This window comes from Pseudoalteromonas aurantia 208, from assembly GCF_014858725.1.
GTDB lineage: Bacteria > Pseudomonadota > Gammaproteobacteria > Enterobacterales > Alteromonadaceae > Pseudoalteromonas > Pseudoalteromonas aurantia.
Genome location: NZ_AQGV01000012.1, coordinates 1730541 through 1755250 on the forward strand (window position 1 = coordinate 1730541; position 24710 = coordinate 1755250).

The 24710-nt window shown below is 42.0% G+C and carries 16 protein-coding genes and 11 tRNA genes; 6 read left to right on the plus strand and 21 right to left on the minus strand.

Annotated elements, in window-relative coordinates:
- The 3 genes from PAUR_RS11250 to PAUR_RS11260 all read right to left on the minus strand — a co-directional run bounded on the left by PAUR_RS11250 (position 1) and on the right by PAUR_RS11260 (position 3682).
- Positions 1-564, minus strand: a complete 564-nt coding sequence (locus PAUR_RS11250; protein ID WP_192507847.1) for a cytochrome b — start codon at positions 562-564, stop codon at positions 1-3.
- Between the two features lie 162 nt (positions 565-726).
- Complete coding sequence (ccoG, locus tag PAUR_RS11255) at positions 727-2109, minus strand: cytochrome c oxidase accessory protein CcoG (RefSeq protein ID WP_192507848.1); 1383 nt, start codon at positions 2107-2109, stop codon at positions 727-729.
- Positions 2110-2233: 124 nt separating this feature from the next.
- A complete protein-coding gene (locus PAUR_RS11260; protein ID WP_192507849.1) occupies positions 2234-3682 on the minus strand; it encodes a sigma-54 interaction domain-containing protein in 1449 nt (482 codons plus the stop codon).
- A 295-nt stretch (positions 3683-3977) separates the two neighbouring features.
- On the opposite strand from PAUR_RS11260, the gene PAUR_RS11265 reads away from it, so the two are divergent.
- From PAUR_RS11265 to PAUR_RS11275, 3 genes are all read left to right on the plus strand, one after another.
- Positions 3978-7019 carry an Ig-like domain-containing protein gene (locus PAUR_RS11265; RefSeq protein ID WP_192507850.1) on the plus strand — a complete coding sequence of 1014 codons (3042 nt, stop codon included), beginning with the start codon at positions 3978-3980 and terminating at the stop codon, positions 7017-7019.
- Between the two features lie 91 nt (positions 7020-7110).
- Entirely contained in the window at positions 7111-7680 is a 570-nt protein-coding gene (locus tag PAUR_RS11270) for a hypothetical protein (protein ID WP_192507851.1), read from the plus strand.
- A 208-nt stretch (positions 7681-7888) separates the two neighbouring features.
- Entirely contained in the window at positions 7889-10594 is a 2706-nt protein-coding gene (locus PAUR_RS11275; protein WP_192507852.1) for a TonB-dependent receptor, read from the plus strand.
- A gap of 370 nt (positions 10595-10964) precedes the next feature.
- On the opposite strand, the gene PAUR_RS11280 is transcribed toward PAUR_RS11275, so the two are convergent.
- On the minus strand, positions 10965-11597 hold the full coding sequence (locus PAUR_RS11280; protein ID WP_225738341.1) for a LysE family translocator: 633 nt from the start codon (positions 11595-11597) through the stop codon (positions 10965-10967).
- 284 nt (positions 11598-11881) lie between these two features.
- Between PAUR_RS11280 and PAUR_RS11285 the strand changes: the two genes are divergently transcribed.
- Positions 11882-13726 (plus strand): S8 family peptidase, encoded by a 1845-nt coding sequence (locus tag PAUR_RS11285; RefSeq protein ID WP_192507853.1) that lies wholly within the window; start codon positions 11882-11884, stop codon positions 13724-13726.
- Positions 13727-13865: 139 nt separating this feature from the next.
- Here the strand turns inward: PAUR_RS11285 and PAUR_RS11290 are convergent, their stop codons facing one another.
- Positions 13866-14360, minus strand: coding sequence for a peptidylprolyl isomerase (locus PAUR_RS11290; protein WP_192507854.1), 495 nt, complete (start codon positions 14358-14360; stop codon positions 13866-13868).
- 108 nt (positions 14361-14468) lie between these two features.
- Positions 14469-15050, minus strand: a complete 582-nt coding sequence (locus PAUR_RS11295; protein ID WP_192507855.1) for an NAD(P)H-dependent oxidoreductase — start codon at positions 15048-15050, stop codon at positions 14469-14471.
- A gap of 665 nt (positions 15051-15715) precedes the next feature.
- Here PAUR_RS11295 and PAUR_RS11300 point away from each other — a divergent pair.
- Together PAUR_RS11300 and PAUR_RS11305 are read left to right on the plus strand one after the other, a co-directional pair.
- Positions 15716-17566 (plus strand): hypothetical protein, encoded by a 1851-nt coding sequence (locus tag PAUR_RS11300; protein WP_192507856.1) that lies wholly within the window; start codon positions 15716-15718, stop codon positions 17564-17566.
- A complete protein-coding gene (locus tag PAUR_RS11305; RefSeq protein ID WP_192507857.1) occupies positions 17559-19121 on the plus strand; it encodes a hypothetical protein in 1563 nt (520 codons plus the stop codon). The genes PAUR_RS11300 and PAUR_RS11305 overlap by 8 nt, the downstream gene beginning before the upstream one ends.
- A 355-nt stretch (positions 19122-19476) precedes the next feature.
- On the opposite strand, the gene PAUR_RS11310 is transcribed toward PAUR_RS11305, so the two are convergent.
- From PAUR_RS11310 to tolB, 15 genes are all read right to left on the minus strand, one after another.
- Positions 19477-19566 (minus strand) — tRNA-Ser (locus PAUR_RS11310).
- 96 nt (positions 19567-19662) lie between these two features.
- Positions 19663-20703, minus strand: a complete 1041-nt coding sequence (nadA, locus tag PAUR_RS11315) for a quinolinate synthase NadA (RefSeq protein ID WP_192507858.1) — start codon at positions 20701-20703, stop codon at positions 19663-19665.
- Positions 20704-20825: 122 nt separating this feature from the next.
- Positions 20826-20901 (minus strand) — tRNA-Lys (locus tag PAUR_RS11320).
- 30 nt (positions 20902-20931) lie between these two features.
- Positions 20932-21007: transfer RNA gene (locus tag PAUR_RS11325), tRNA-Lys, on the minus strand.
- A gap of 30 nt (positions 21008-21037) precedes the next feature.
- Positions 21038-21113, minus strand: a tRNA-Lys gene (locus tag PAUR_RS11330).
- A 32-nt stretch (positions 21114-21145) separates the two neighbouring features.
- Positions 21146-21221: transfer RNA gene (locus PAUR_RS11335), tRNA-Lys, on the minus strand.
- A gap of 30 nt (positions 21222-21251) precedes the next feature.
- A tRNA-Lys gene (locus tag PAUR_RS11340) sits at positions 21252-21327 on the minus strand.
- A gap of 29 nt (positions 21328-21356) precedes the next feature.
- Positions 21357-21432: transfer RNA gene (locus PAUR_RS11345), tRNA-Lys, on the minus strand.
- Between the two features lie 30 nt (positions 21433-21462).
- Positions 21463-21538 (minus strand) — tRNA-Lys (locus PAUR_RS11350).
- Positions 21539-21565: 27 nt separating this feature from the next.
- Positions 21566-21641 (minus strand) — tRNA-Lys (locus tag PAUR_RS11355).
- A gap of 32 nt (positions 21642-21673) precedes the next feature.
- A tRNA-Lys gene (locus PAUR_RS11360) sits at positions 21674-21749 on the minus strand.
- A 33-nt stretch (positions 21750-21782) separates the two neighbouring features.
- Positions 21783-21858 (minus strand) — tRNA-Lys (locus tag PAUR_RS11365).
- Positions 21859-22010: 152 nt separating this feature from the next.
- Positions 22011-22763, minus strand: coding sequence for a tol-pal system protein YbgF (gene ybgF, locus PAUR_RS11370; protein ID WP_192507859.1), 753 nt, complete (start codon positions 22761-22763; stop codon positions 22011-22013).
- A gap of 16 nt (positions 22764-22779) precedes the next feature.
- Positions 22780-23313, minus strand: a complete 534-nt coding sequence (pal, locus tag PAUR_RS11375) for a peptidoglycan-associated lipoprotein Pal (RefSeq protein ID WP_192507860.1) — start codon at positions 23311-23313, stop codon at positions 22780-22782.
- Between the two features lie 38 nt (positions 23314-23351).
- Positions 23352-24710 carry a Tol-Pal system beta propeller repeat protein TolB gene (gene tolB / locus PAUR_RS11380; protein ID WP_192507861.1) on the minus strand — a complete coding sequence of 453 codons (1359 nt, stop codon included), beginning with the start codon at positions 24708-24710 and terminating at the stop codon, positions 23352-23354.

The window sequence follows — 24710 nt, forward strand, 5'->3', positions numbered from 1 at the left end:
TTATTTCTCCGTTTGTGGAATACACATTCTTTTTAATGTTAAATCTTTTAAGATAAAATGATGATATAGCGCAGCCAATGCATGAATAGACACAACACTTATCAATGTCCACGCCACATATAAATGAACTAACCCTGCTATATCACTTTGTTGATCAAATATTTCGCCCATACTCGGCAGCATAAATAAATTAAATACGTCGATGCCCCGCCCATCAGCGGTTGAAATTAAGTAGCCAGAAGCAAACAATACGAACAGAAATAGATACATCGCCACTTGTGCTAAAGATGCTAACCTACTTTGCAGCTTTGCAAATTTTCTATGACTTTCAATTTCGCCAACTTGCGCATTACAATATTTCCATATTAAACGCAGTATAATTAATACAGCCACCAGCACTCCAATCGACTTATGCAACGTTAATGCATCCCTATACCAGGGATCGTAATAACTTAAATCGACCATATATAACCCTAATGCAAACATACCAAGAATAACGAAAGCACTTAGCCAATGAAACACAATGGCTATCCAGCCATAGCTATTTCTTGAATTACGGATCATGAAAACCCTCTAATTAAACTCTAACTGTTGACGTAAGCTTACCGATAATTTTTAGTTATTGATATGCACATAAAAGAAAACCTACTGTGCATAAACGCACAATTAAAAAACGCGGTACCGAAGTAACCGCGCAAAGTTTTGGGGGGAAGTATTAACTAGAAACTAATTTTTGTAGAAGTAACTGTCTTTCGTAATCGTTATACTGCTATCTTCAAGCGCATCAATCGTAAATTTAATCGCAGTCGACTTTTTCGTTAACTCGTAACCATCGGCAATAACAGTAACTGGCACTAAATCCATTTGCCCGCCTTCAATTGTTATCCGTGTGGGAACTTTTAACTCAGCACTATCCAATCCACTCAAACTAATATGGTAACTCATCGTCTGCTGGGTTTTATTTATAATGCTCAGTGTGTATGGGTTTTCAACTAAACCTTCATAGTTCATCCTATACAATGCATTTCTATCTCTGATCACTGATGCTTCAATTGGCGTGCGATTAAACACCCAAATAACCATCGTAACAAGAAGCAAAGCGGTTAAAGAGGCATAACCTAATAGTTTGAGCCTGAATGGATTGGTGGTTTTACCTTCAGCTTGGTTTTCACTTTGATAACTGATCAAATTCTTCTCATAACCAAACTTATTCATCGTGTCATTACACGCATCAATACATAAACCACAATTAATGCACTCGTACTGCAAACCGTTTCTAATATCTATACCGGCCGGACATACGTCAACACACAAATTACAATCTACGCAATCACCCAGCCCTACTTTAGCTGGCACGTCCTTACGTTTACGAGGTCCTCTGTGTTCTCCTCTGACACTATCGTATGTCACCACTAACGTATCTTTGTCGAACATGACTGATTGGAAGCGCGAATAAGGACATGCCACTGTGCACATTTTTTCCCTCAAAAAACCAGCATTTCCATATGTACAAAATGCAAATAAGAAAACCCAAAAGCTTGTTATTCCCGACCATTGCAGGGTAAACATTTCTGAATAAAGCACTTTTACTGGAATGAAATAAGCCATAAAAGAGGTTGCTGTGAACAATGAGATCGCTAACCATAAACTGTGTTTGATTGCTTTTTTGCGTACTTTCCCAATAGACCAAGCAGATTTATCCAGCTTTATACGTTGATTTCGAGTGCCTTCCGTTTTGTGCTCAACCCATGTAAACAAAAGCATCCACACCGTTTGAGGGCATATGTAACCACACCAGACTCGACCTAACCAATTAGTGACAAAGAATAGCGCAAAAGCCCCTGACATAAATATCCACGCTAAAATCATAAAGTCTTGAGGTAAAAATGTTGCCCCAAATATTCTAAACTGCTGCGTTGCCACATCCAGTAATATGGCTTGCTTTCCATCATATGGAATAAAGGGTATTGCAATAAAAGCAATCATTAACACCCAACTCAAATAACGACGGATCTTTTGAAAAAAACCTTTTTGCTCTCGAATATAGATTGGCCCATCGGTTTTATAGGGCTTAATAATCATATCTTCTTCTTTTATATCAAACTTCATAGTACTTGCTTTACTTTGACAATAGACAGCTTGATATTTGCAAGTTTCAGACCAAACTGAAACTTCAGTAAGTTATTGATATATTTTGAAAATTAAAAATTAACAACACCTCAAGTCGTGATATTTAACGCACTGTCGCGATATATCGCGAATTTCGGGCAATACCCAGCTTTTTCATTTTTGATCTGAGTGTGCTTTCAGGTAAACCTAACTTATGCGCTGCCCCCTTTTCTCCAGCCACACGCCACTCACACAATTTCAATACAGAACAAATGTGAGAACGCTCTGCATCTGCCAGTAATAAACTGCCATTTTGATGAATATTATCATCACTCAATAACGGCTGACTTAAATGCAACAGCCTGTGATTACCCAATATTGCTTCCCGCTCTAATATATTTTGTAACTCTCGAATATTTCCTGGCCAATCATATGCTTGGAGTTTATTAAGTGTTTCTTTCGCAACCCCCTTAAGCTGCTTACCTAAGCGTATATTGAGTTGCGAAATTAAGTTAGCACATAACACTGAAATATCTTCTTTTCGCTCACGTAAAGCAGGAACCTTAATAGGAAAAACATTAAGCCGATAATATAGGTCCATACGGAATGAACCGCTTTCAACCATAGACCATAAATCTCGATTGGTTGCTGCAATGACACGAATATCTACACTTAATGTGACACTTCCTCCTACCCGTTCAAATTCTCGTTCTTGCAATACCCGTAGTAATTTACTTTGTGCCTCTAGGGGTAACTCGCCTATTTCATCTAAGAAAATGGTCCCTTTATCTGCCAATTCAAAGCGACCTTTACGTTTATCATTCGCTCCCGTAAACGCACCCTTCTCATGTCCGAATAGCTCAGATTCAAGTAAACTTGGGGTAAAGGCAGCACAATTTACTTTCACAAACGGCATAGACTCACGATTACTTAGTCGGTGCAGGTTTCTCGCCACCAGCTCTTTCCCTGTGCCATTCTCTCCTAAAATCAATACATTACTGTCTGTTTTACTAACTAACTTAATTTGCTCAAGCATCTTTTGAAAAACATGGCTACTGCCGACCAAGCCTGAATCTTGCCAATCAGCATTTAGTTCCGATAGTAAGTAGGAGTTCTCATCTTTTAGCTGCTCACTTAAGCACTGTACTTGTGACAAGGCATCACGCAATGCTCGCTCAGTGTCATGCTGCTTAGATACATCGCGAAATATCGCGACCGCTCCAATTAATTCGCCTTCTCTGTAAACCGGTGTAGATGTATATTCCACTGCAAAACAACTTCCGTCTTTTCTCCAAAACACTTCATCTTTAATATGTCGATGCTTCCCATCAAACATTGTGCAATAGATTTGGCATTCATCTGCTGGATATGGTGTACCATCTGCATGACTGTGATGGTGATACTGATGAATTTTCTTTCCCAGCAAGTCGTCAGCAGTCCACCCAGTCATTCTCTCGGCTGCTGGATTAATAAATACGGCGTTTCCTGAAAGATCAAAGCCGTAAATACCTTCTCCCACTGAATTTAATAACAGCTCAGGATCATTTAAGAATCGTTTGACTACATTTGACATATTATTACCTCGCGAAATATCACGGATAAACATATCAAAATTAGTTTTATTTAGCGAATCCATCTTTACAAAAGAGACAGTAAAGCTTTTATCAGAAATAGAGCTCGTATTTTATAAATACAAGCTCTCAAAACAACCGATACCGTATCTTTTTAAGAATTAAGACCCTCTATGTAAATAACGCAACGCACTGTTTCATTATTTTTCCGCATTTATGAATCACAGTGTACATAAGTAAATTACCGTAACTGTCGTAACCCGACTAAACTTAATTGCAAAACCAAAAGGTATTACTATGGCGCAGCTTACTTATCCTATTTTTTGCATAATTATTAGCGTATTATTAATATCTTGTGGTGGGGCCTCTAATAGCCCAGCAGGAGACTCGAACGATAGCAGTTCCGTAGTTAAAGTAACGGGTGTGGCTTTATCAACCAACAATGCCACATTGGCTGTAGGCGAAACTGTTGCGTTTAAAGTGACTATTACACCCATTACGGCTACCAATAAAAATATACGCTGGTTGTCTAATAATGTGAGTGTGGCAAACATAGCCAGCACAGGGTTGATAACCGCAATTGCAGAAGGTAGTGCGGTTATCACCGTCACAACCGACGATGGTTCTTTCAGCGCCACAACAACTATAACCGTAGTTGCTGCCACAGTCTCAGTTAGCGGAATTGCCCTGTCTTTAGCCGACGCTATTCTAAATGTTAATAACACCCTCAGTTTACGCGCATTTGTGGTACCAAGTAATGCGTCAGACCAAAATGTATTCTGGTCCTCAAGTAATATTGCAGTCGCTAATGTAAATAGCCTCGGGTTAGTTACAGCTCACTCTGAAGGTAGTGCGATTATTAGTGTCACCACCAACGATGGCGCCTTTACGGCTCAAAGCAATATCATCGTACCTAAAGTAACAATTTCCGTCACTGGCGTGTCATTAAACATCAATGATGCAACATTGACTGTCAACGATATCCTCAGTATGCAAGCCACTATTTCACCGAGCAATGCGTCTAATAAAAGTGTGACCTGGTCTACAAGCGATCCGAGCGTGGCTTCAATTTCAAATGAAGGGCTTGTCACCGCAAATAAAGCAGGCAGTGCGATACTAACAGTGACAACCAATGATGGTGAATTTACAGCCCACGCGAATCTCGTCGTTGTTGAGCAGATAACACCTGTCACTGGGGTTGCATTATCAACACGCGATGTCACTGTCGCAATCGGTGAATCCGTTGAATTAATTGCAACGGTTTCACCCAACACCGCCACCAATAAACATGTGTCGTGGTCTTCAAGTCGTTCAATAATTGCCAGCGTAGATAATAATGGTTCTGTCACAGCTAATTCTGTTGGTAGTGCTGTTATTACCGTCAGCACGCAAGACGGTGCTTTCACTGCACAAGCAAATATTGTGGTACCTGCGTCATTTGTCCCAGTGACAGGAGTTTCGCTGACCGTCAGCGATACGACATTAGGCATTAATGATACCTTAACCATTGAGGCGGATATTTCGCCAAATAATGCCTCAAATAAAAGTGTGTTATGGTCTTCGAGTAATACAGCTATCGCCTCAATTACTGCTAATGGAACGCTTTTGGCTCACAAAGAAGGAAGTACGACGATAACAGTCACCACCAATGATGGCGAATTTACCGCGCAAACTGATATCACGGTCACCACTGAAGCAATCCCTGTAACTGGCGTGACACTTTCAAGCAATGAACTAAATGTATCAACAGGTGAAACTACAACATTAATCGCGACGATATCACCGAGTGTCGCGACCAATAAAAATATCACATGGTCATCGAGCGACCAGATTATTGCAACCGTCTCTAATACAGGGATAGTCAACGGCATTTCATCTGGTAAAGCGATTATTACCGTAACTACCAGCAACCCTCGTATCGCTGAACAAGCGAATATTACAGTCACAGATCCAGTCTCTTTTTCGCTCGGGAGTTCTACTATGCTGAACGGAGGAATGTTACCCAACACTTATACCTGCGACGGTGAAGGCATCTCTCCTCCTCTAAATTGGCAAGGAATACCAGACAATACCGTAGAGCTTGCACTGGTTATGCACCATACCGCCGCACAAGACGATATTCAGTCACATTGGGTTATGTACAATATAGACAAAGACATTAACGGTGTATCGGCAAATGAAACCCAGGGTAGCCTTGGGGTAAATAATATTAATAACCTCAATGCATACGCAGCACCTTGTTCGCTGGAAACAGGTCTAAAATCTTATAAATTTACACTTTATGCGTTATCAGCTGCACCCGATCTAAGTAATAGCTCACAGGTCGACCGCTCTACGCTACTTAGTGCAATCAGTAACATCACACTGGGATCAAGTGAACTTTCAGTCAACTACGAGCGGGATATACAGACAGATCTAACCCGATGCGAAATGATTCAGCAGTCGGTTGTTAATTCTGGATTCAATAGTACAGTACATGTGACCTGTGATACTGATCACGCGTATATATCATCTGATACATATCCAACTCATAATTTAATGAATGGTATTACGGGCACCAATGAGCAGATCCCCGTACCAGCAACGAATTATGCGGCTCCGATAAAGCTGCTGCCACAACGCGCAAGCAAGTTAACCACTATGGATGCCGCGTTAGGAGTCGCTGTTAACGGTGTGCCCATTTATGATTACTCAAGCGCTGGAGAATTAGATGTCTATAATTACGATCCAAGCAAAGACACCCTGGTTACAGGTCAACTTGATAACTGTGGTGGTCATGCTGGCCGAGGAGACGATTACCACTACCACACAGCACCCACTTGTATGATGAATAGTATTGTAGGTATCACTGATCAAACAATTATTGGGTGGGCCTATGATGGTTATCCCCTCTATGGTCATAATAACCCTGATGGGAGTGTGATAAGCTCAGGCACTCTAGATGTATGTAACGGACAAAATGATGAGATTTATGGGTATCGATATCACACATCTATTCAGCCACCTTACATTTTTCAGTGCCTGGTTGGCGAAATTAATACCAATATTCTACCTAGAGTTGCCCCACTAAGTGGCCCTAATAGCGCCATAAGAGCAAACCTCACCCCTCCACAAGGGGGTGTTGAAAACCTAACCCATACAATCAGTAACACCGGCAGCCGCACCATGAGTTATACCTATAATGGACAGCAATATTATGTAACGTATACCCCTTCAAGTACACAAGCCTATTGCTATGATTTTGAGCAAAAAACAGTCAGTAATGGTGGCATGGTTGAAAGAGGTACCTTTTGCCGAGCTCCACAAACTAGGCATACCAATCAAGCTGAGTTTGATTGAAGCGCAGATCTCTGTTTTATGTGATGCTTATATATCGCCGTGCATCAGTTCCAATAACGTATTATAAAAAACACCTACAACTGAGGTAGCTATGACGAAAGGCGCCACTTTTTATATTAAACACAGTTTTTCAGTACGGTTATTTTTTTTCATTTTCAGCTATTCGGTGCTGCTTACCTCCTCTGTGACGGCTCATGAATTACACGAAACCAATGCCCGAGTCACGCTCAGAGATGGACACCTTGAGATCCGCATCTGGGTCGATGTAGCACGTTGGACAGCGAAATTACAAAACAGCGAAGCATGGTTATTAGGCGATATCGAACGCATCATGCCGTTAAAATTAAATAAAAAGCAACAAGATACTTTTTTAGGAGAACTCATAACATCACAAACATCACTGATACTTAATAACCAAACTGTTACGTTAAAACAAGTCTCAATACCACACCCTAAAACCGCACCATCACATCCTAAATTCAAAGAGTTTATCGTAAGCGCTGAACATTCACTCTCATCCATTCATCTGCTAAATATTCGCTTTCCCAAAAGTCTAGGTGTTGTCCATACTAACTTCATTAAGCCCCAATACCAGATGGTACCCGCAGGGAAAAATGCACAAATCTCATTTTCTCCACGTAAACCCAAGGAAAAGAAATAAACCTTAACATACTGATTTTATTTATTTAGTTGTATTTAGAACGGATAAACTCTATAAACAGGTCATATTTTAAACTCATAGGCACTTGTGTATATTGTATTCAATATGTCATATTGCTACTTCACTATCGACACCTAACAAACAAAACGATGTGAAACAAAACAATAAAAAGCAATCTGCATAACAAAACAAGGAATTGGGGCTTACTATGAAAAAACCTGAAATATTTAAACTATCATCGCTCTCTTTAGCCATCTTGGCGGGCATGACAACACCGACTATCGCAGCAGAAGACTCGCAAAAAATTGAAAAAATAATGGTTACAGGCTCCCGAATTGCGCGAGCAGAAGTTGAGTCAACATCACCAATCACCGTGGTAAGTAAAGAGGATTTAACGAACCTTGGGATCAGCGATGTCAGCTCTGCTTTAAGGCGTCTTCCTGCACTGACAGGGCGAACAGAAAACAATCAAAGTAGCGCAGGCAGCAACAACATTCAAACAGCCACTTTACGTGGTATCGAAGCCACTAATACACTTGTCCTCCTAAACGGTAGACGTCTCGTAGGCTCTGATGAAGACGGCTTAGTTGATCTTTCATCCATCCCTTTTGAAGCTATTCAACAAATTGAAGTATTAAAAGATGGGGCGTCTGCTATTTATGGTTCAGACGCCATTGCGGGCGTAGTTAATATCATCACCAGTCGAGGGTATGAGGGTTTTAAAATCACGGGGCATTATGGTCGTTCATCGCGTGGAGATGCTGACGAGCGAAAAGTCGGCTTTGTGACAGGTATATCTACCGACAAAGCCAGCATCTTAATTGCAGCATCCACAAGTAATAACAACGGATGGGAAGAAAAAGACCGCTACATGACAAAAGATGCGGATCAAAGTTACCTTGGTGGTGGTAATGGTCGCTCTGGAACAGCACCCAACCCAAAATTAACGGGCTTTGGATTAGGTGATGGCACTTGGACCGTGCCCGATGCAGCGAATCCAAGCCAAGCTATCGCATGGGATTACACAAAAGAAGGTTATAACTATCGAGAAGCGCAATCTGGTGCCAACGACAACAAAACAACCAGTGTTTACGCCTTTGTCGACTATCAGCTATCCGACAATGTCACTTTTTTCTCTGAATTGTCATTTCACGATGGATTTGTGCAAGGTAATCAAGCGCCTCCAGGCACTGATACTGGTTGGTATAGTACCAATGTAGATACACCAAATGCCTTTAAACGCTACCCAGATGCTGATGGCAACCACTTTGGTGTTGGTGCGCAGCAAAAATACAACCCGTTTGGCATTGCGGGTAATGTCGCTAAACGCTTTAGTGAATATGGGTCTCGCATATATAAATCAAACAATACGATTCAACGGTACACTTTTGGCCTTCAAGGCATGGTCGCTGAAGACTACGATTGGGAATTAGTATATTCAAGTCAAAGCGCAAAACTAGTTCAAGAAGGAGGCCCGCAGCCTTCATTAATACAAATTGAACGCGCACTGTCGAACGAATGTGAAACTGCTGCAGACCCTGATTGTGTCGCGCTCAACGTCTTTGGCCCTGAAGGCTCAGTGACACCACAAATGTTAGATTTTATCAACACGACTGCACCGTCACGAACAAACAAAAATGATCTAAGCTTTATTCAAGCGAGTATTGCGGGCCCTGTAATGCAGCTACCTGCAGGCGAAATGATGTTTTCGGCTGGTGCAGAATATCGCGAAGATCAACTCTCTCTCACCGTTGACCAAGCTCAGCGTACAGCGACATTCGATGTGTCTTGGGGCGGCTCTGTGACACCGGTTGTATCACCAGTCAGAGAAATTACAGAGTATTATATGGAGCTGGCTATTCCCGTTTTTGAAGATCTCAATTTGGAAGCTGCTGTACGATATAGTGATTACAGTGATATAGACCAAACTACCACTAATCCTAAGTTTGGTATTATTTACCAGCCTATAGAATCCTTAAAATTACGCGGAAGTTACAGTACAGGGTTTAGAGCGCCAACCATGGCTGAAATGTATCAAGGCAGAACATCCAGCATCAATACCAATATTTACGACCCATGCAACCCAAATAACGACTCAAACTACGTTAACACCAGTATTGCAGGGTGTGCCAACTTAAACCCCGCGTTCAGCAAAAATGAAATTCAAAGTAATGATATCATCGGCGGTGGAAATCTAGCTCTTAAGCCTGAAGAGTCTGACAACATGACCTTAGGGCTCGTTTTAGCCCCGCTAGATGACCTTTCGATTACGCTCGATTACTTTGAGATAGAGCAATCTAACGTTGTATTCTCCAGTTCTCGCTATGTTGTCGATCAATTTGTCAGCGGTAACCCAGAGTTTGCGAATGCAGTTATTCGCAGTAATAATGGCACTGGATATATTCAAACCATTTATTCTTCATCCAACAATATTGCATCACGCAATTTGTCTGGCTTTGATTTAAATATGAATTATCTCTTGGAAAACAACCTTGGTACTTGGCGATTCAACCTAGATGCAACCTATATGAATGAGTTTCAGGTTCAAGATACCAGCGATACCGCATTTCGAGATGTTGTAGGAATGTATGACTCTGCATTTGGCAGTATTCCTGAATATAAAGTAAATACGCAAGTTGACTGGTCTATAGACAACTACCGAATTACTTGGGACGCAACCTATAATTCAAAAATTGAAGCTGCCTCTGACGATATAATGGACTCAACCTTATTCCATAATCTCCAAGCTGGCTATTATGTAGATAATCTCGATGTTGACATTCATTTTGGTGTTCACAACTTATTTGATAAAAACCCGCCATTTTTAAAAGCCAATGGCACATCAACAGATGACAACCTCTATTCGTTTAGAGGCCGCTTTTACTATATGGGCTTCAGCAAAACATTTAACTAACATGACAGAGCCACTTAGTCATAATGAATAAGTGGCTCCGCTATTGCTTTAGGTGAATGGTTTTATACTATCAACCGACGCGATTGCATTCGTTACCCTCACCTCTGTATTTTTAACTAACCTCTGTATTTTTAACTAACCTCTGTATTTTTAACTAACCTCTGTATTTTTAACTAACCTCAGGTTTGGATAAGGGCTTTGGAATAGAAGATGTTTTATAAACAAACTTACGTACAATCCAATGATGATATTTTATTCAATATCAAGGCGCTTTTATGCAGTAATAGCGGGCTATTACAAATGAAAGCAACGCCGACAGTGAGAAAAATAGCTTTATTGGGCAAATTCGCTTATCCAGAGCTGAGGTTAACTAGGCTTTAACAGCAACTATGCCACCCGTTGTCACCATAACTGTACCTGCCAATTTATTAATTAGGGATGCCCCATTAGGGGCTTTTATCAGCCCTTTCGCCCTTAAAGCCAACCATGCATAGCATAAATTAACACTGCCAAAAGCAACCGTTGCAACGGCCATTATTGATAAAACATCAACGGTATTTACCTGACTGACATTGATAAATGCAGGAAACAGTCCCACATAAAAAACGATCGCCTTTGGGTTACCCAAATTTATCATTAAACCCGTTATCAAGTTTGTGAACAGGGAAGATTCTGGCAACTCATGCGTATCTTGCTCTGTGGGCTTAGACCTTAACAAGTTCCATCCTAGCCATATTAAATACGCAGCACTGGCATATTTAATAAATAAAAAAGCAGTCCCCATCATTTCGGATATCACAGACAAGCCATATAACGCCAGTAATATAAAAATGAAATCACCGCATGTGATCCCAATGATCATCATCAAACCTCGGCTAAACCCAGATGAAAACGTTCTTGCCACAACTGCAAATACCGCTGGCCCTGGTACCAGTGCAACAACTAACATCGCACCAAAAAGCGCGAATAACTCTCCCAATGACATACTCCACTCTCCAATCAAATCACAAACCTATATTTGGCTTGATAATACTTTCCTTAACCCTGGCCATATTCACAACGCTAAACACTGTTACCGCAGTCTCTTGAACGCTAATTTGGCACTAATCGTATCAATGAATAATACTTACTCTGCTGTACTTTCAGCAAACAGCCTTCGTCCATACTATACCTAAAATCGTTCCAAACAATTAAAAATTACCTCATATTTTCCCGATTTCTGTTATTTCTTAAAATAGTTACCGTTTTTAACTACAACCAATAATAAAACGTAGACAGGAAATTACCATGATCTTAAAAAATAAACTCAACTTAATTGTGTCCGGGATGATATTAGCGCTTGGTCAAGCCCATGCACAAAACTTCAATAATAATGATGAGAGCTATGACCCCTCTAAACATGTATGGGAATACACCTACCAATTAGCCGAGGGCGATCCGCTCGTATTCCAGCAATGGCACTTACAAAACACAGGGCAAACCGCTGGGGCTGCAAACCCTGGTAAAGCAGGTATTGACCTAAACCTAGACTTTACTCATCGACGCGGTATTTTTGGCCAAGGCATTAACATTGCAATCATAGACGATGGACTTGCAACATATCACCCAGACCTTACTGCAAACGTCACCCAAGGTGACACAGCTAATCCAAACCCATACCTATTCCAATATTTTTCAGCTGGACGAAACCGAGTCGATAACCACGGCACCATGGTGGCTGGTATTGCCGCTGCATCAGCGTTCAATGATAAAGGAGGACGTGGTGTCGCACCTTATGCGACTTTAACTGGTGCAAATTTAATTGGTAACCAAGCAAATGTTCCGAGCTTAGCTTTAGCCATCCGATCGGTTATGGACATGGATGGCGCTGTGCACCCAATGAATAAATTCACTGATGCACGAGTTATTAACCAAAGTATTGGATATACCTTTAGTGATCCGACAATCTACAATACGTATCGTGGCTTTTTCGACAATATCTCCAGTGTACAACAAACTGCTGCAACTCAAAGCCACGGTGGGCGCGGTGCTATTTCTATTAAATCTGCGGGGAACGATCACTTCATTGGCGGCCGATGGAGCGACCGTGAAAAAGGTGAGCTGACGTTGGTTTACCCTAATGCTTATGCCTTACCGGCTTATAACACGTCCGTTGCCGACCCTGGTAATGCTAACTTTTGGAATGTCACAGTATCTGCTCTGAATGCCAATGGCACATTAGCGAATTACTCTTCAGGTGGTTCTGCTGTATTACTGGCTGCACCGGCAGGCGAATACGGTGATCATAGCCCTGCAATCGTTACCACTGACTTACCAAAATGGTGTAAAGATCAAGCTCAAAACCAATGTGAATACCCGGTATATACGAATGGCATGAATGGTACGTCAGCCGCAGCGCCAGCCTTGTCAGGAGCCACAGCACTGATCATGTCAGCGAATCACCAATTATCATGGCGTGACGTTAAACACCTTATGATAACGACGGCAACACAAGTACATGCTGATAGTGAAGCCCGTATGATCGCTGATTTCGAGGCTATCCCTAGTTGGCAAGTGAACGGGGCTGGTCTAGCGTTTCATAACGATTACGGTTTCGGCCTAGTCAATGTAGATGCAGCTGTAGAAAAAGCACTGCAAACAGGTCCTATTTTACCTGCATTGAAAATACGAGAATATGATGTTGCGACCACATCTGACACAACTATTGATGACGATTTTAGTGCCACAGATTCAGTCCATACACAAACAGAAAGCTTAACGATTGAAGGGGTTCAAGTACGTCTCAATCTAGACCACGAACGCCTTGGTGACTTATCTGTTGAACTCATCTCTCCAAGTAACACACGCAGTGTGTTATTGCATGCAGGCACCGACCTTGAAGGGTCTAAGTTTGAAAACACATTACTGCTATCAAACCACTTTTATGGCGAGTCTGCTAAAGGGGATTGGACATTGCGGATTATTGATACCAACGCAAAAGACAGCTGGAGTGAAAGAACGTATGATGTTCCCAGTGGGACATTTAATGATAACTCAATTGTAAATTTGCCACAACGTGCTGATAAATTTCAATCAAACAATACACAACCTGGAAACTTAACCGGCTGGAGTATTCGCTTCTACGGGCACTAAGAATTCTGTAGCAAGCACATGTGTTAAAACCCTCTTTTAACACACAAAGAATAAGGGATATAAACCGGTTGTATTTATATCCCTTGCAACTCATTTCACGTCGCATAGCGCCATGCGTTGCTGTGAAGCCTGTCAATGATCACGTATTAATTTCAACTGCCTCAATCACTATTGGGTCAAATGGTACATCATCATGCCCTGCAACCATGCCGGTTTTTGCCTTTTCAATCGCGTGGACCACCTCAATACCCGCTGTTACTTTGCCAAAGGCGCAATACCCCCACCCTTCATTGGTCGTCGCGAAGTGATCTAAAAACGCGTTATCAGTAACATTAATAAAAAATTGCGCAGAAGCTGAATGTGGAGCATCAGTGCGTGCCATTGCGATGGTACCTAGTGTATTTTTCAACCCTTTATTTGCTTCATTAACGATGGTATCACGTGTCGGTTTTTCTTTCATTTTAGCGGTAAATCCACCGCCTTGTACCATAAAGCCTTTAATAACCCGATGGAAAATAGTGCCCTGATAAAAACCGTCTTGGCAATATTGTAAGAAGTTTTTTGCTGTAATTGGCGTGGTTTCAAAATCTAACGTAATTTCAATATCACCAAAGTTCGTTTTGAAGACAATCATGTTCTACTCATTCTAAATGTCGATGCCCGCCAGTATACTGCAACCTTTAGCGGTATGAAAACATGTAGCCTTACTAGGTTACCGCTGCACCTCTTTACATATCGCCGATTAGAATTTTGATCGTATTTTCATTATAAATTTATCAATTTTTTGTTGAGACAATTGCTCGCTTTTATATAAAGACAACATTTGAAATTTACAATTACTCGCACATGCCCCCAATAAAGCCAACTTAAGCACTTTTTTCACCGGTGTTCTTAGAATAAATGTATCAACCCACCAGGGAGAGCCTAATGTGGTGACGACTTTCATTTCTTTTAAGTTAGTTAAACATTGCTTGATTGGCCCGAAATCTGATGCATGCTCATAGGCATAACCTGGCGCCCAAACACGATCAAACCACCCTTTTAAAATAGCAGGAAATCCAAACCACCAAGTTGGAAAAATAAGCACCAATGACTGAGCCTCAGTAAGCTGTGCAATATCTGTAGTGAGTTGTTGTGTGTCAAATGTTGACTGATAATAACTTGCGCGTTCTTCTTTGCTCAATACCGGATCAAAGTGCTCTGCATACAAGTCTTTTACCGTGACTGTATAGCCCTTTGATTTTAAGTGACTGATTGTTTTGTCCGCTAAATGCTGGCATAAACTGTTATCTAAAGGGTGTGCTAATACCACTAAACACTTCACATTATATCCTTTTTTAATTGGCTAATTTATTAACTGATTAATCAAAACCCGTGACCTAGAGTACATTACGTGTTTCTTATTTATTATCCTTAAACGGCCGAATAAACAAGAAAAAATTCAATACGTCTTAACAATCACTCATAGTGTAGTTCTTAAGGAACGCAGTATACCTCACGGTTCCACCGTCAATGCGCTATGTAATCCAAAATATTAGCCAACCAAAGGTAACTACACTTACGCTCTAATTGTCGAGATCGCACACTTAAACATATTCGCTGCACTGTCGCAGCTAAAGCGCTTGTAATATGCTCAGCCAAATCAGCGAGTCTGCAATATGTGGTCTTGTGTGATAAACCTGTTGTGCATGTGAACTTTGTTTTAGTTGTATTTTTATTGACGTAACTATTTAGTCATTAACAGAGTTCAACTGCACATTTTCTTAAGATGCAATCTATGAGTAGACATAGCTACTAAGCTTTGGGAACCTCACTCCTCTTTAAATAGCAACGCCCAACCCTGAGTCGCATTACTGTAATCCCGTGTAATACGCAAATTGCAATTTACCTACTACGGTATTAGGCACGTAAACAGCTTATTAATTTTCAACTGTCGTTGTTTTATAGAGTTGAAAATACAACGTAGCCCCCTAAATAAGGAGATTTGCAATGACTGATACTAAATTACACAGCAATAATGATGATGTTTCAAGCGACTTAACCTTTAACACACCCGCTTTTATACAAGACTTAAGTAATAGCCCTGTTCAACAAGCGCAACTTAACACTATTTGGAACACCTACTTATATGCATTTGTGGAGCAAGCAACGCCCAGTAGTGAGGCTTACTTTTATAACCCTGCGACAACCACAATTCCAAATGGCACCGCTTCAGCACCCGTAACTTGGAATGCCTTCCCTGGCCGTTTACAACAATATTTTTCGGCTTCAACGCCGGTAAGTCCGCCTAACCCATATAATTTGTCGTTAACTCAACTACGAGAGTTAGCAGATACAGGAAGTTACACAAACAACGGGCAACCTCAAGCATTACAAGATATCCCCGCCGTCTTTTGCCCTGAAGCAGATTGGAGCGGTACACTAAACCCATTTTTGCCATATGGTCCTAGAGGCTGGCAAGATGAGTATTGCGAATGGGCTGTTCAAAAAAATGGGGAGGGTAACATCACACGGGTAGATTTTGCCTGTGAAAACCCTGAATACTGGCATGCACTTTGGTCGGTAAGCCCAGACACTGTTGCCAGACTGTATCAAGACACACTTAACTTTGACGCCCCTGCAAGCTGTCAGATCACGGTGTCGGTTGATGACTTAACATTAAAAGATCAACACGGCCATATCGTAATTGACCCTGTTAGTGGCCACCCGGTTTATAACCCTTTGAACAAATGGAACAATAGTCCTATTTCAAACCGTCAAAGTGCCAATATGAATGGTGGGGTTATGCACTTAACAAGTACGCCTAATACACTGCAAACAGAAATAGGTTTAGCTGGCTTCTCAACACCGCAATATGAAAGCGGCAACGAAAGCCAACAACAACTCCTTTGTTGCGGTCAGTTCGGTCAAGCATATCGCCATAGCGATCCACATATCGGCCAAACGGTTAACCAGATAGTCGGTGGACAATTCATTGAGGATGCATATTTTAAGGTTAACCTAGCCAACCCATTTGGCTTATATATTCAACAGCCACAAAGTTTAGACTCATGGACATTCTCAAGCAGAGTAAAGAAAGGGGTCAATGTCCCTGCTGATGCAAAACCGTCTGACATTTGGCAAATTATCAGGGGGAGTACACAAGTCAACGACCCTATTACAAGCTCTGCATTTCCAGGTAATCTAATTTTGCATGCTATTTGCCAAATACCATCAGCATGGTTAGCAATGGACCCAACACTGACACTTGCAGATATTGAGATCAATGGTGCGCCAATTCAATGGGGATCACAAATAACGGAACAAATAGACATCGGTTTATTTGCAAGACCTCTAAGTGCAAGCAAAATGCCGCCTCAGGTTCCTTGTGCAGGTCCATCTGCCGCTGGTGCGCCACTGCAAGCAATGCAGCAACATGTATGGGACGCTTATTATGCTGTAAATGAAACTAACCCCGCAGGCTCAGAGCTTTCATTAGCAAGCAACAGTATTATCGTACCAGCTGTCGCAACGGCTGGCACTACTGTAAATATTGCACTCACAGTCAATAAACTTCCGGCCGGTGTGCAGCCAATCGTCAAAGTGCTAACCGGATCAAGTGATGGGAGTTATGATCCAACGACCACTGTCAGTGTAGTAGATAAAAATACGGTGACCTACGCTGTCCCAGGCAACTCAGGTCCAGGTATATATACCTCGCTTTCACTTACTGTTACCACTGAAGAATCATCCGTGGCTGGCTTAAGAGCAATTGAAGTGAGCTATTCGGGCGCGCAACCACAAACCATGGCGTCCTTGATACACGTGCAGCCAAAAATCAAGGAGCCAGGTAATGCATAACCGATATGTCAGGCCCGCAAGGGCCTTTATGCGCAGGCTATGTATCCTACTGGCCATAGTTGGTATAAATGGACAAACGGCCATGGCTGATCCCGTTACTAATCCATGCACTGCTTTTGGTACAAACCAGGTTACGCTTACTCCACAGCTTCCGAATAACTTTAATTCTCGCAATCAAACTAACGCCGATTGTACGGCATGGCAGCAATTCATTTATGCAAACTGGCCAGCAGACCCTAATAACCCAGGTTATCCAAACGCCAGTTCAACAGCCAGTGCATTTGGTAACCCCACCCTCAGTGACTTAACTGTGTGGCAAAGCTATTTGCAATCAACAGAAGTTTTTAGCAGTACGCAAACTAATACCTTAGCAAAAAAGGTCAAGCAAAAACGCCCGTTGGTTTTGCATCGAGTGTCAAAAACAGGGCCTCTTGATTTAAGTTCAATAGGTCAAGCAACCGGCGAGTGGTTAACTGATCAACGTGGCAACCTCGTGTATTATGATATTCGTTTAAACCCCGACGAAGTGGACTATATTTACAATGCCAATCCAACGGGTAAAAACTTAACGTGGGCGGCCGGTCAAATCGCATGTGCGCAAGGGGCTGGCGGATTTCGTTTACCTTCGGGCTATAGCAATGATAAGACCTGTGAGGGCAAAACTAAGATATTTGGCGGTAATGTTGGTGCGATGGAAATCAAAGCAGCTTGGATCAAATTACCCGAAGATGGTTCATTGAATTATCGCTATTTAACCACTCAGGCAGTGCTACTTACACCGGGCGCAGACGAAAATACCATAAAGCAAGACAAACCTGTCACCGTCGGTCTTATTGGACTACATATTATTAGACATCTACCTGGCGCGCCCCAAATGCTTTGGACAACCTTCGAGCAGGTTGATAACACACCTGATGCCGGTAAACATACGGTTAATTTACCTAGTAACCCAAATCGCAAGCCACGCCCATCTTATACTTTGTATAACCCTGAGTGTGATCCTAAGCAAGACATTTACTATCAGTGTAAGCCTAATTGGACGCCCAATATGGCCCCGCAGATCCCATGTGACACCACCTCTGCGCGCAGTCCAGATAACTGTATCCCTTATTCAGCCCCTTTGCAGGTCAATCGGGTTACTCCTGTTGAGTCAACAGCTAACAATGTCAATGCTTACGCTTGGAGCTTATTACCAGCTAATTCTGTGTTTAACTATTATCGCCTTATTGATGTGCAATGGCCTAATAACCCAAGTACGATTCAAGCGGGTGCAACACCCCCATTGACAACTGGAGACATCACCCCAAGCAATGGAACACGTATTGTTGCAAATACCACGTTGGAGACATTTGTGCAAAACAAGGACAGCTGTATGGATTGCCACAAATATGCCGCGACGGCTTCGCAAACTCAAACGGCTGTTGTTGATGCGTTCAACAAACTGAAGCTAGCTGGCAGTAAAGCGCCAAGAAGCCTGTTGTCCACAGGCACCGCAAATAGTGTGTCCTATGCGTCATATTATTCATTTGTATTCTCATCAAGTACAACTCGGTAGTTTATGCGCCCTACTTTGTAAAAAGTGGGGCTTTGTTACTTACTTTTAATCTTTTAATCTTTTAATCTTTTAATCTTTTAATCTTTTAATCTTTTAATAAAAAAGGTGAAGCATCCTTTACAGAGTTCAACATCAGGTTTCCTTGGGATCAGAGCCATACTATCTATTTAGTACTTTTTATAAATTTACCCGATGAAATTTAACTAAATACGGTCTGTAAACTGCCAAAATAAATACATGATAAGCTGGCGAATTGGATGAATTAAAGCCTGCTAGGTAGGTGAAAGTTTCTTAAAAATGCTGGAGTAGGCCTTAAAATGCAAAAAAGCGCTATACAGCGCTTTTCTATAAAACATGGCGGAGAGGGAGGGATTCGAACCCTCGATAGGGGTTAGCCTATACACGAGTTCCAGTCGTGCGCCTTCAGCCACTCAGCCACCTCTCCGATACACCTAAGTGCGGGGCTAATACTATGAAAAGCCACGCACTTTAGCAAGCGCTTTTTGCTTTAGCTGAACTAACTGCTCAACTTACAGTCAGTTTAACGCTTTAATGACGCTGAAAAGTCTAACATACGATCTAATGACCGTAATGCGCCTTCACGCAATGACATATCAACGAACACTTCTTTGCCTTCAGGGCTGACCAATGACTCTTCAATCGCCTTTAAGCCATTCATTGCCATCCACGGGCAATGGGCACAACTTTTACATGTTGCACCTTCACCCGCGGTTGGTGCCGCGAAAAACTCTTTATCTGGGCAAAGCTGCTGCATTTTGTAAAAAATACCGCGGTCCGTCGCAACAATAAACTGTTTGTTGTCCATTGTTTGCGCGGCTTTGATCAACTGGCTTGTAGAGCCTACTGCATCAGCTAAGTCAACAATTTCTGCCGGCGATTCAGGGTGCACTAACACGGCGGCTTCAGGCTGTAACGCTTTCATGTCTTTGAGTGCTTTTGTTTTAAACTCATCATGAACGATACAGGCACCATTCCACATGATCATGTCTGCACCGGTATTCTTCTGGATATAAGCGCCGAGGTGCTTATCAGGGCCCCATATGATCTTCTCGCCTTGCTCATCTAAGTGCTCAACAATTTCTAAAGCACATGAGGATGTTACAATCCAGTCAGCACGCGCTTTTACCGCTGTAGAGGTATTTGCATACACCACCACTTTACGATCTGGGTGTTGATCACAAAATGCCGAAAACTCATCTATTGGACAACCAACGTCTAACGAGCACGTTGCTGCTAACGTCGGCATCACCACCGTTTTGTTAGGGGTCAAAATTTTAGCTGTTTCACCCATGAAACGTACACCGGCAACCACAATCACATCAGCGTCATGTTTTGCACCAAAACGGGCCATCTCCAAAGAATCAGCAACACACCCACCGGTTTCTTCAGCCAAGGCTTGAATTTCAGGATCGGTATAATAGTGCGCTACGAGTACCGCATTCTTTTCTTTTAGTAAGGTTTTGATCCTCGCTTTATACTCATCTTGTTCTTGAGTAGTTAAAGGCGCAGGTTTTGGAGGAAAGATATAATCCTCAGGCATGATTTGTTCAGCTAGACTCATTTTTCGACCACTATAGTCCACATTGCATAATTAGCGCGAATTATACGTAAATAGACGCAACAATCATAGTCAATGACGCTTTTGGTATAGAAAAATTAAGAATATATGAAATTTTTTAGAAATGGTGGGTCATGATGGACTTGAACCATCGACCAATGGATTAAAAGTCCACTGCTCTACCAACTGAGCTAATGACCCGCTCTGGAAATCAGGAATGTTAACATAAAATGGTGGGTCATGATGGACTTGAACCATCGACCAATGGATTAAAAGTCCACTGCTCTACCAACTGAGCTAATGACCCGCTCTGGAAATCAGGAATGTTAACATAAAATGGTGGGTCATGATGGACTTGAACCATCGACCAATGGATTAAAAGTCCACTGCTCTACCAACTGAGCTAATGACCCGCTCTAGATATCAGGATTGTTAACATAGTGAATGGTGGGTCATGATGGACTTGAACCATCGACCAATGGATTAAAAGTCCACTGCTCTACCAACTGAGCTAATGACCCGCTCTGATATCAAACTACTTAACTGCAAAATGGTGGGTCATGATGGACTTGAACCATCGACCAATGGATTAAAAGTCCACTGCTCTACCAACTGAGCTAATGACCCGCTCGAACTATCAGTACTGCTAACTTAAATGGTGGGTCATGATGGACTTGAACCATCGACCAATGGATTAAAAGTCCACTGCTCTACCAACTGAGCTAATGACCCGCTCTGGATATCAGTTTTGTTAATATTGAATGGTGGGTCATGATGGACTTGAACCATCGACCAATGGATTAAAAGTCCACTGCTCTACCAACTGAGCTAATGACCCGCTCGGGAAATCAATATCTTCAAAGAATGGTGGGTCATGATGGACTTGAACCATCGACCAATGGATTAAAAGTCCACTGCTCTACCAACTGAGCTAATGACCCGCTCTGAATATCACTTAAGTTAACTTGCAAAATGGTGGGTCATGATGGACTTGAACCATCGACCAATGGATTAAAAGTCCACTGCTCTACCAACTGAGCTAATGACCCGCTCTTATACTACTGACTATTTTGCAAACTAAGTGGTGGGTCATGATGGACTTGAACCATCGACCAATGGATTAAAAGTCCACTGCTCTACCAACTGAGCTAATGACCCACTTAGTTGCAGCAGTTTGGTTTGAACCAATCGCCTGCTGCGGGCGCTTATAATACTTATTTAAAAAATGAGTGCAACTTAAATACGTAGTTTTTTTCAGTTTTTATGCCTAAGCGCCTAATTTTAAACCATAGTGGCAAAAAATCGAGCTTTTAGATCTTCGACAAACGCTCTGTGGCCATTTTTGCAGCAGTGGTACTTGGGTATTCATTCAATAAAGTAGTTAATACCGTTTTCGCCAATTCTGCCTTTCCTTGCTTTTCATACAAGGTGCCCAGCTTAAGCATCGCTTCAGGTCGCTTATTCGATTCTGAAAAATTATCAACCACCGTTTTAAAGTGCACTATGGCATTCGCATCATCATTCTTAATAGATAATAGCTGCCCTAGCCAATAGTGCGCATTAGGTATATATACCGATGTGGGAAAGTTCGTCAAAAATGACTGAAATTCAGGGATCGCTGCATCATAACGCTTATCTTTCATAATAAGCGCAACCGCTTTGTCGTACGCTTCATTTTCAGACAAGTCATTACTAATGGCTTGAGATGTGTCTACAACCTCTTCAGTCACCGCCACCGTGCTTGCTTGTTCATACACCTTTGAAACACGGTTTTCAATTTCTTGGTATAGCTCTCGTTGGCGCTGTAATACTTTCTCAAGCTTATAACTTTGTTCTTCCGTTACGCCACGAACTTGGCTTACTTCATCTTGTAGCTGCCCTAACTGCTGCTGTAGTTCAACTTGTAGCAGGTTTCGAGTCTTCATCATGCTTTCTAATTGTGCGATACGTTGCTCAATCGAAGATTGCGTATTTGCAGCCGTAGAAACAGGAGCGGGAGCAGCCAAAATTTGGGTGCTCCCGCTCAGAATCATTATGGCTGCCAAAATATGATTTGGCTTCATAATATCTCTTATCAAATTAGTAAACTAAAACCGCACGACGGTTTTTAGCAAAAGCTTCTTCAGTGCGAGATTTAACCATTGGTTTTTCTTCACCATAACTCACAACTGAAATTTGGCTGTCAGACACACCTAAGCTTTGTAGGTATTTAGCAACCGCTTTGCCACGGCTTTCACCAAGCGCAATATTGTACTCTGGCGTACCACGCTCATCAGCATGACCTTCAACCAATACTTTTACACTTGGGTTTTTAACCAAGAAATCAGCATGTGCTTGTAAAAGCTCAGCATACGCACCCTGCACTGTTGATTTATCAAAATCAAAGTAGATGATCTGCTCTTGACGAAGCGCTTCATATTTTTCACGAAGCTTTTCTTCTGCTGATTTAACGCGTGAAATAGTATTCACGTCAACGTTATTATTTTCTTGTGTTGCTGCTTGGTTGCTTTCATTTGCAGCACTTTCGTCTACACTTGAAGATGAGCTACACGCGGCCAGCGTCATTACTGGCAAAGCCACTAATAAAGCTTTTAATGTTTTGTTAAGTTGCATCGAGTATATTCCTATATCTTAAATTCTAACCAGCAAAATTACTGTAAAAATGGCGACCAGGCAGGAGCTTTCACTTGCCCATCAGAAACCGGAAGTCGCGCTTTAAACCGCCCATCCATAGACACCAAAGCCAATACCTGCTTATTGTTATGCAGCGTACTATAAATAATCATCGAGCCATTTGGCGCTATGCTCGGAGATTCGTCTAAACGGGTTCGCGTTAATACTTGAAACAGTCCAGATCTCAATTCTTTTTTAGCAATATGATATTTACCAATTGTTCGATTTACCATGACCAGATGCTTCCCATCAGGGGTAACCGAACCGGCTAAATTCATATCGCCGTCAAAGGTAATACGCTTTGACCTACCAGTTTGTAAATTTAACTTATAAATCTGGGCATTACCACCCCTTTCAGACGTATACACAATATCTTTGCCATTTGGGTGCCAACTTGGCTCAGTATCTATACTACGATGACGCGTCAAACGGCGTTCTGTGCGTGTTTGCAAGTTATATTGATAAACCTCTGTGGCCCCTCCCTCATCTTTAGATAGTACAATTAATAATTGCTTTCCATCAGGAGAAAACTGTGGCGCACCATTAATACCAGGGTAACTCGTGATGAGATCTCGCTTACCAGTATAAATATCTTGCACATAGATTTGTGATTGGCGATTTTCAAACGTAACATATGCTAATTTATTGGCATCAGGTGACCATGACGGCGACATCAAAGGCTCTTTAGAACGTAATAACACCTGCTCGTTAAACCCATCATAATCCGCAACAACTAACTGGTAAGGCTTATCAGCCTCGTCGCGCACAATCACGTAGGCAATTTTCGTCCGAAATGCACCTCGTTCCCCTGTAAGTGACTCATACACAACATCACTGATTTGATGCGCATATTGCCTAAAACCGTCACTGGATATCACACTTTGTCGTGCTTCTTGCACATGATCTTGGCTTTTCATCAGTTGACCATTACTCATCATGCGTGTCTCTCCGCCGGTGATCTGTGCCCGGATCACATCAATTAATTCATACTTGATCAAATAACGCCCACCGGGTTGCTGTGTCACAGTGCCAACAATAACCGCTTCAACCCCTTTATTTACCCAAGCGCTATAGTCCACTTCTTCATCTGTGCTTGGCAATTGAGGAAGTTCAGTAAACGACAGAGGCTTAAATTTACCACTGCGTGTTAAATCAGCTGCAATGACTTCGCTCACTCGCATCGGTTTTTCACCAACACCTTCATATTTAAAAGGCACAACAGCGATGGGCCGAGCACTATCAACGCCCTCGGTTATCACAATTTCAAGCGCGGCATTTGCCAGCCCTTGCATGCCAAAAGCAACAATAACTAATAATGCTTTTATCCGGTTGAACAT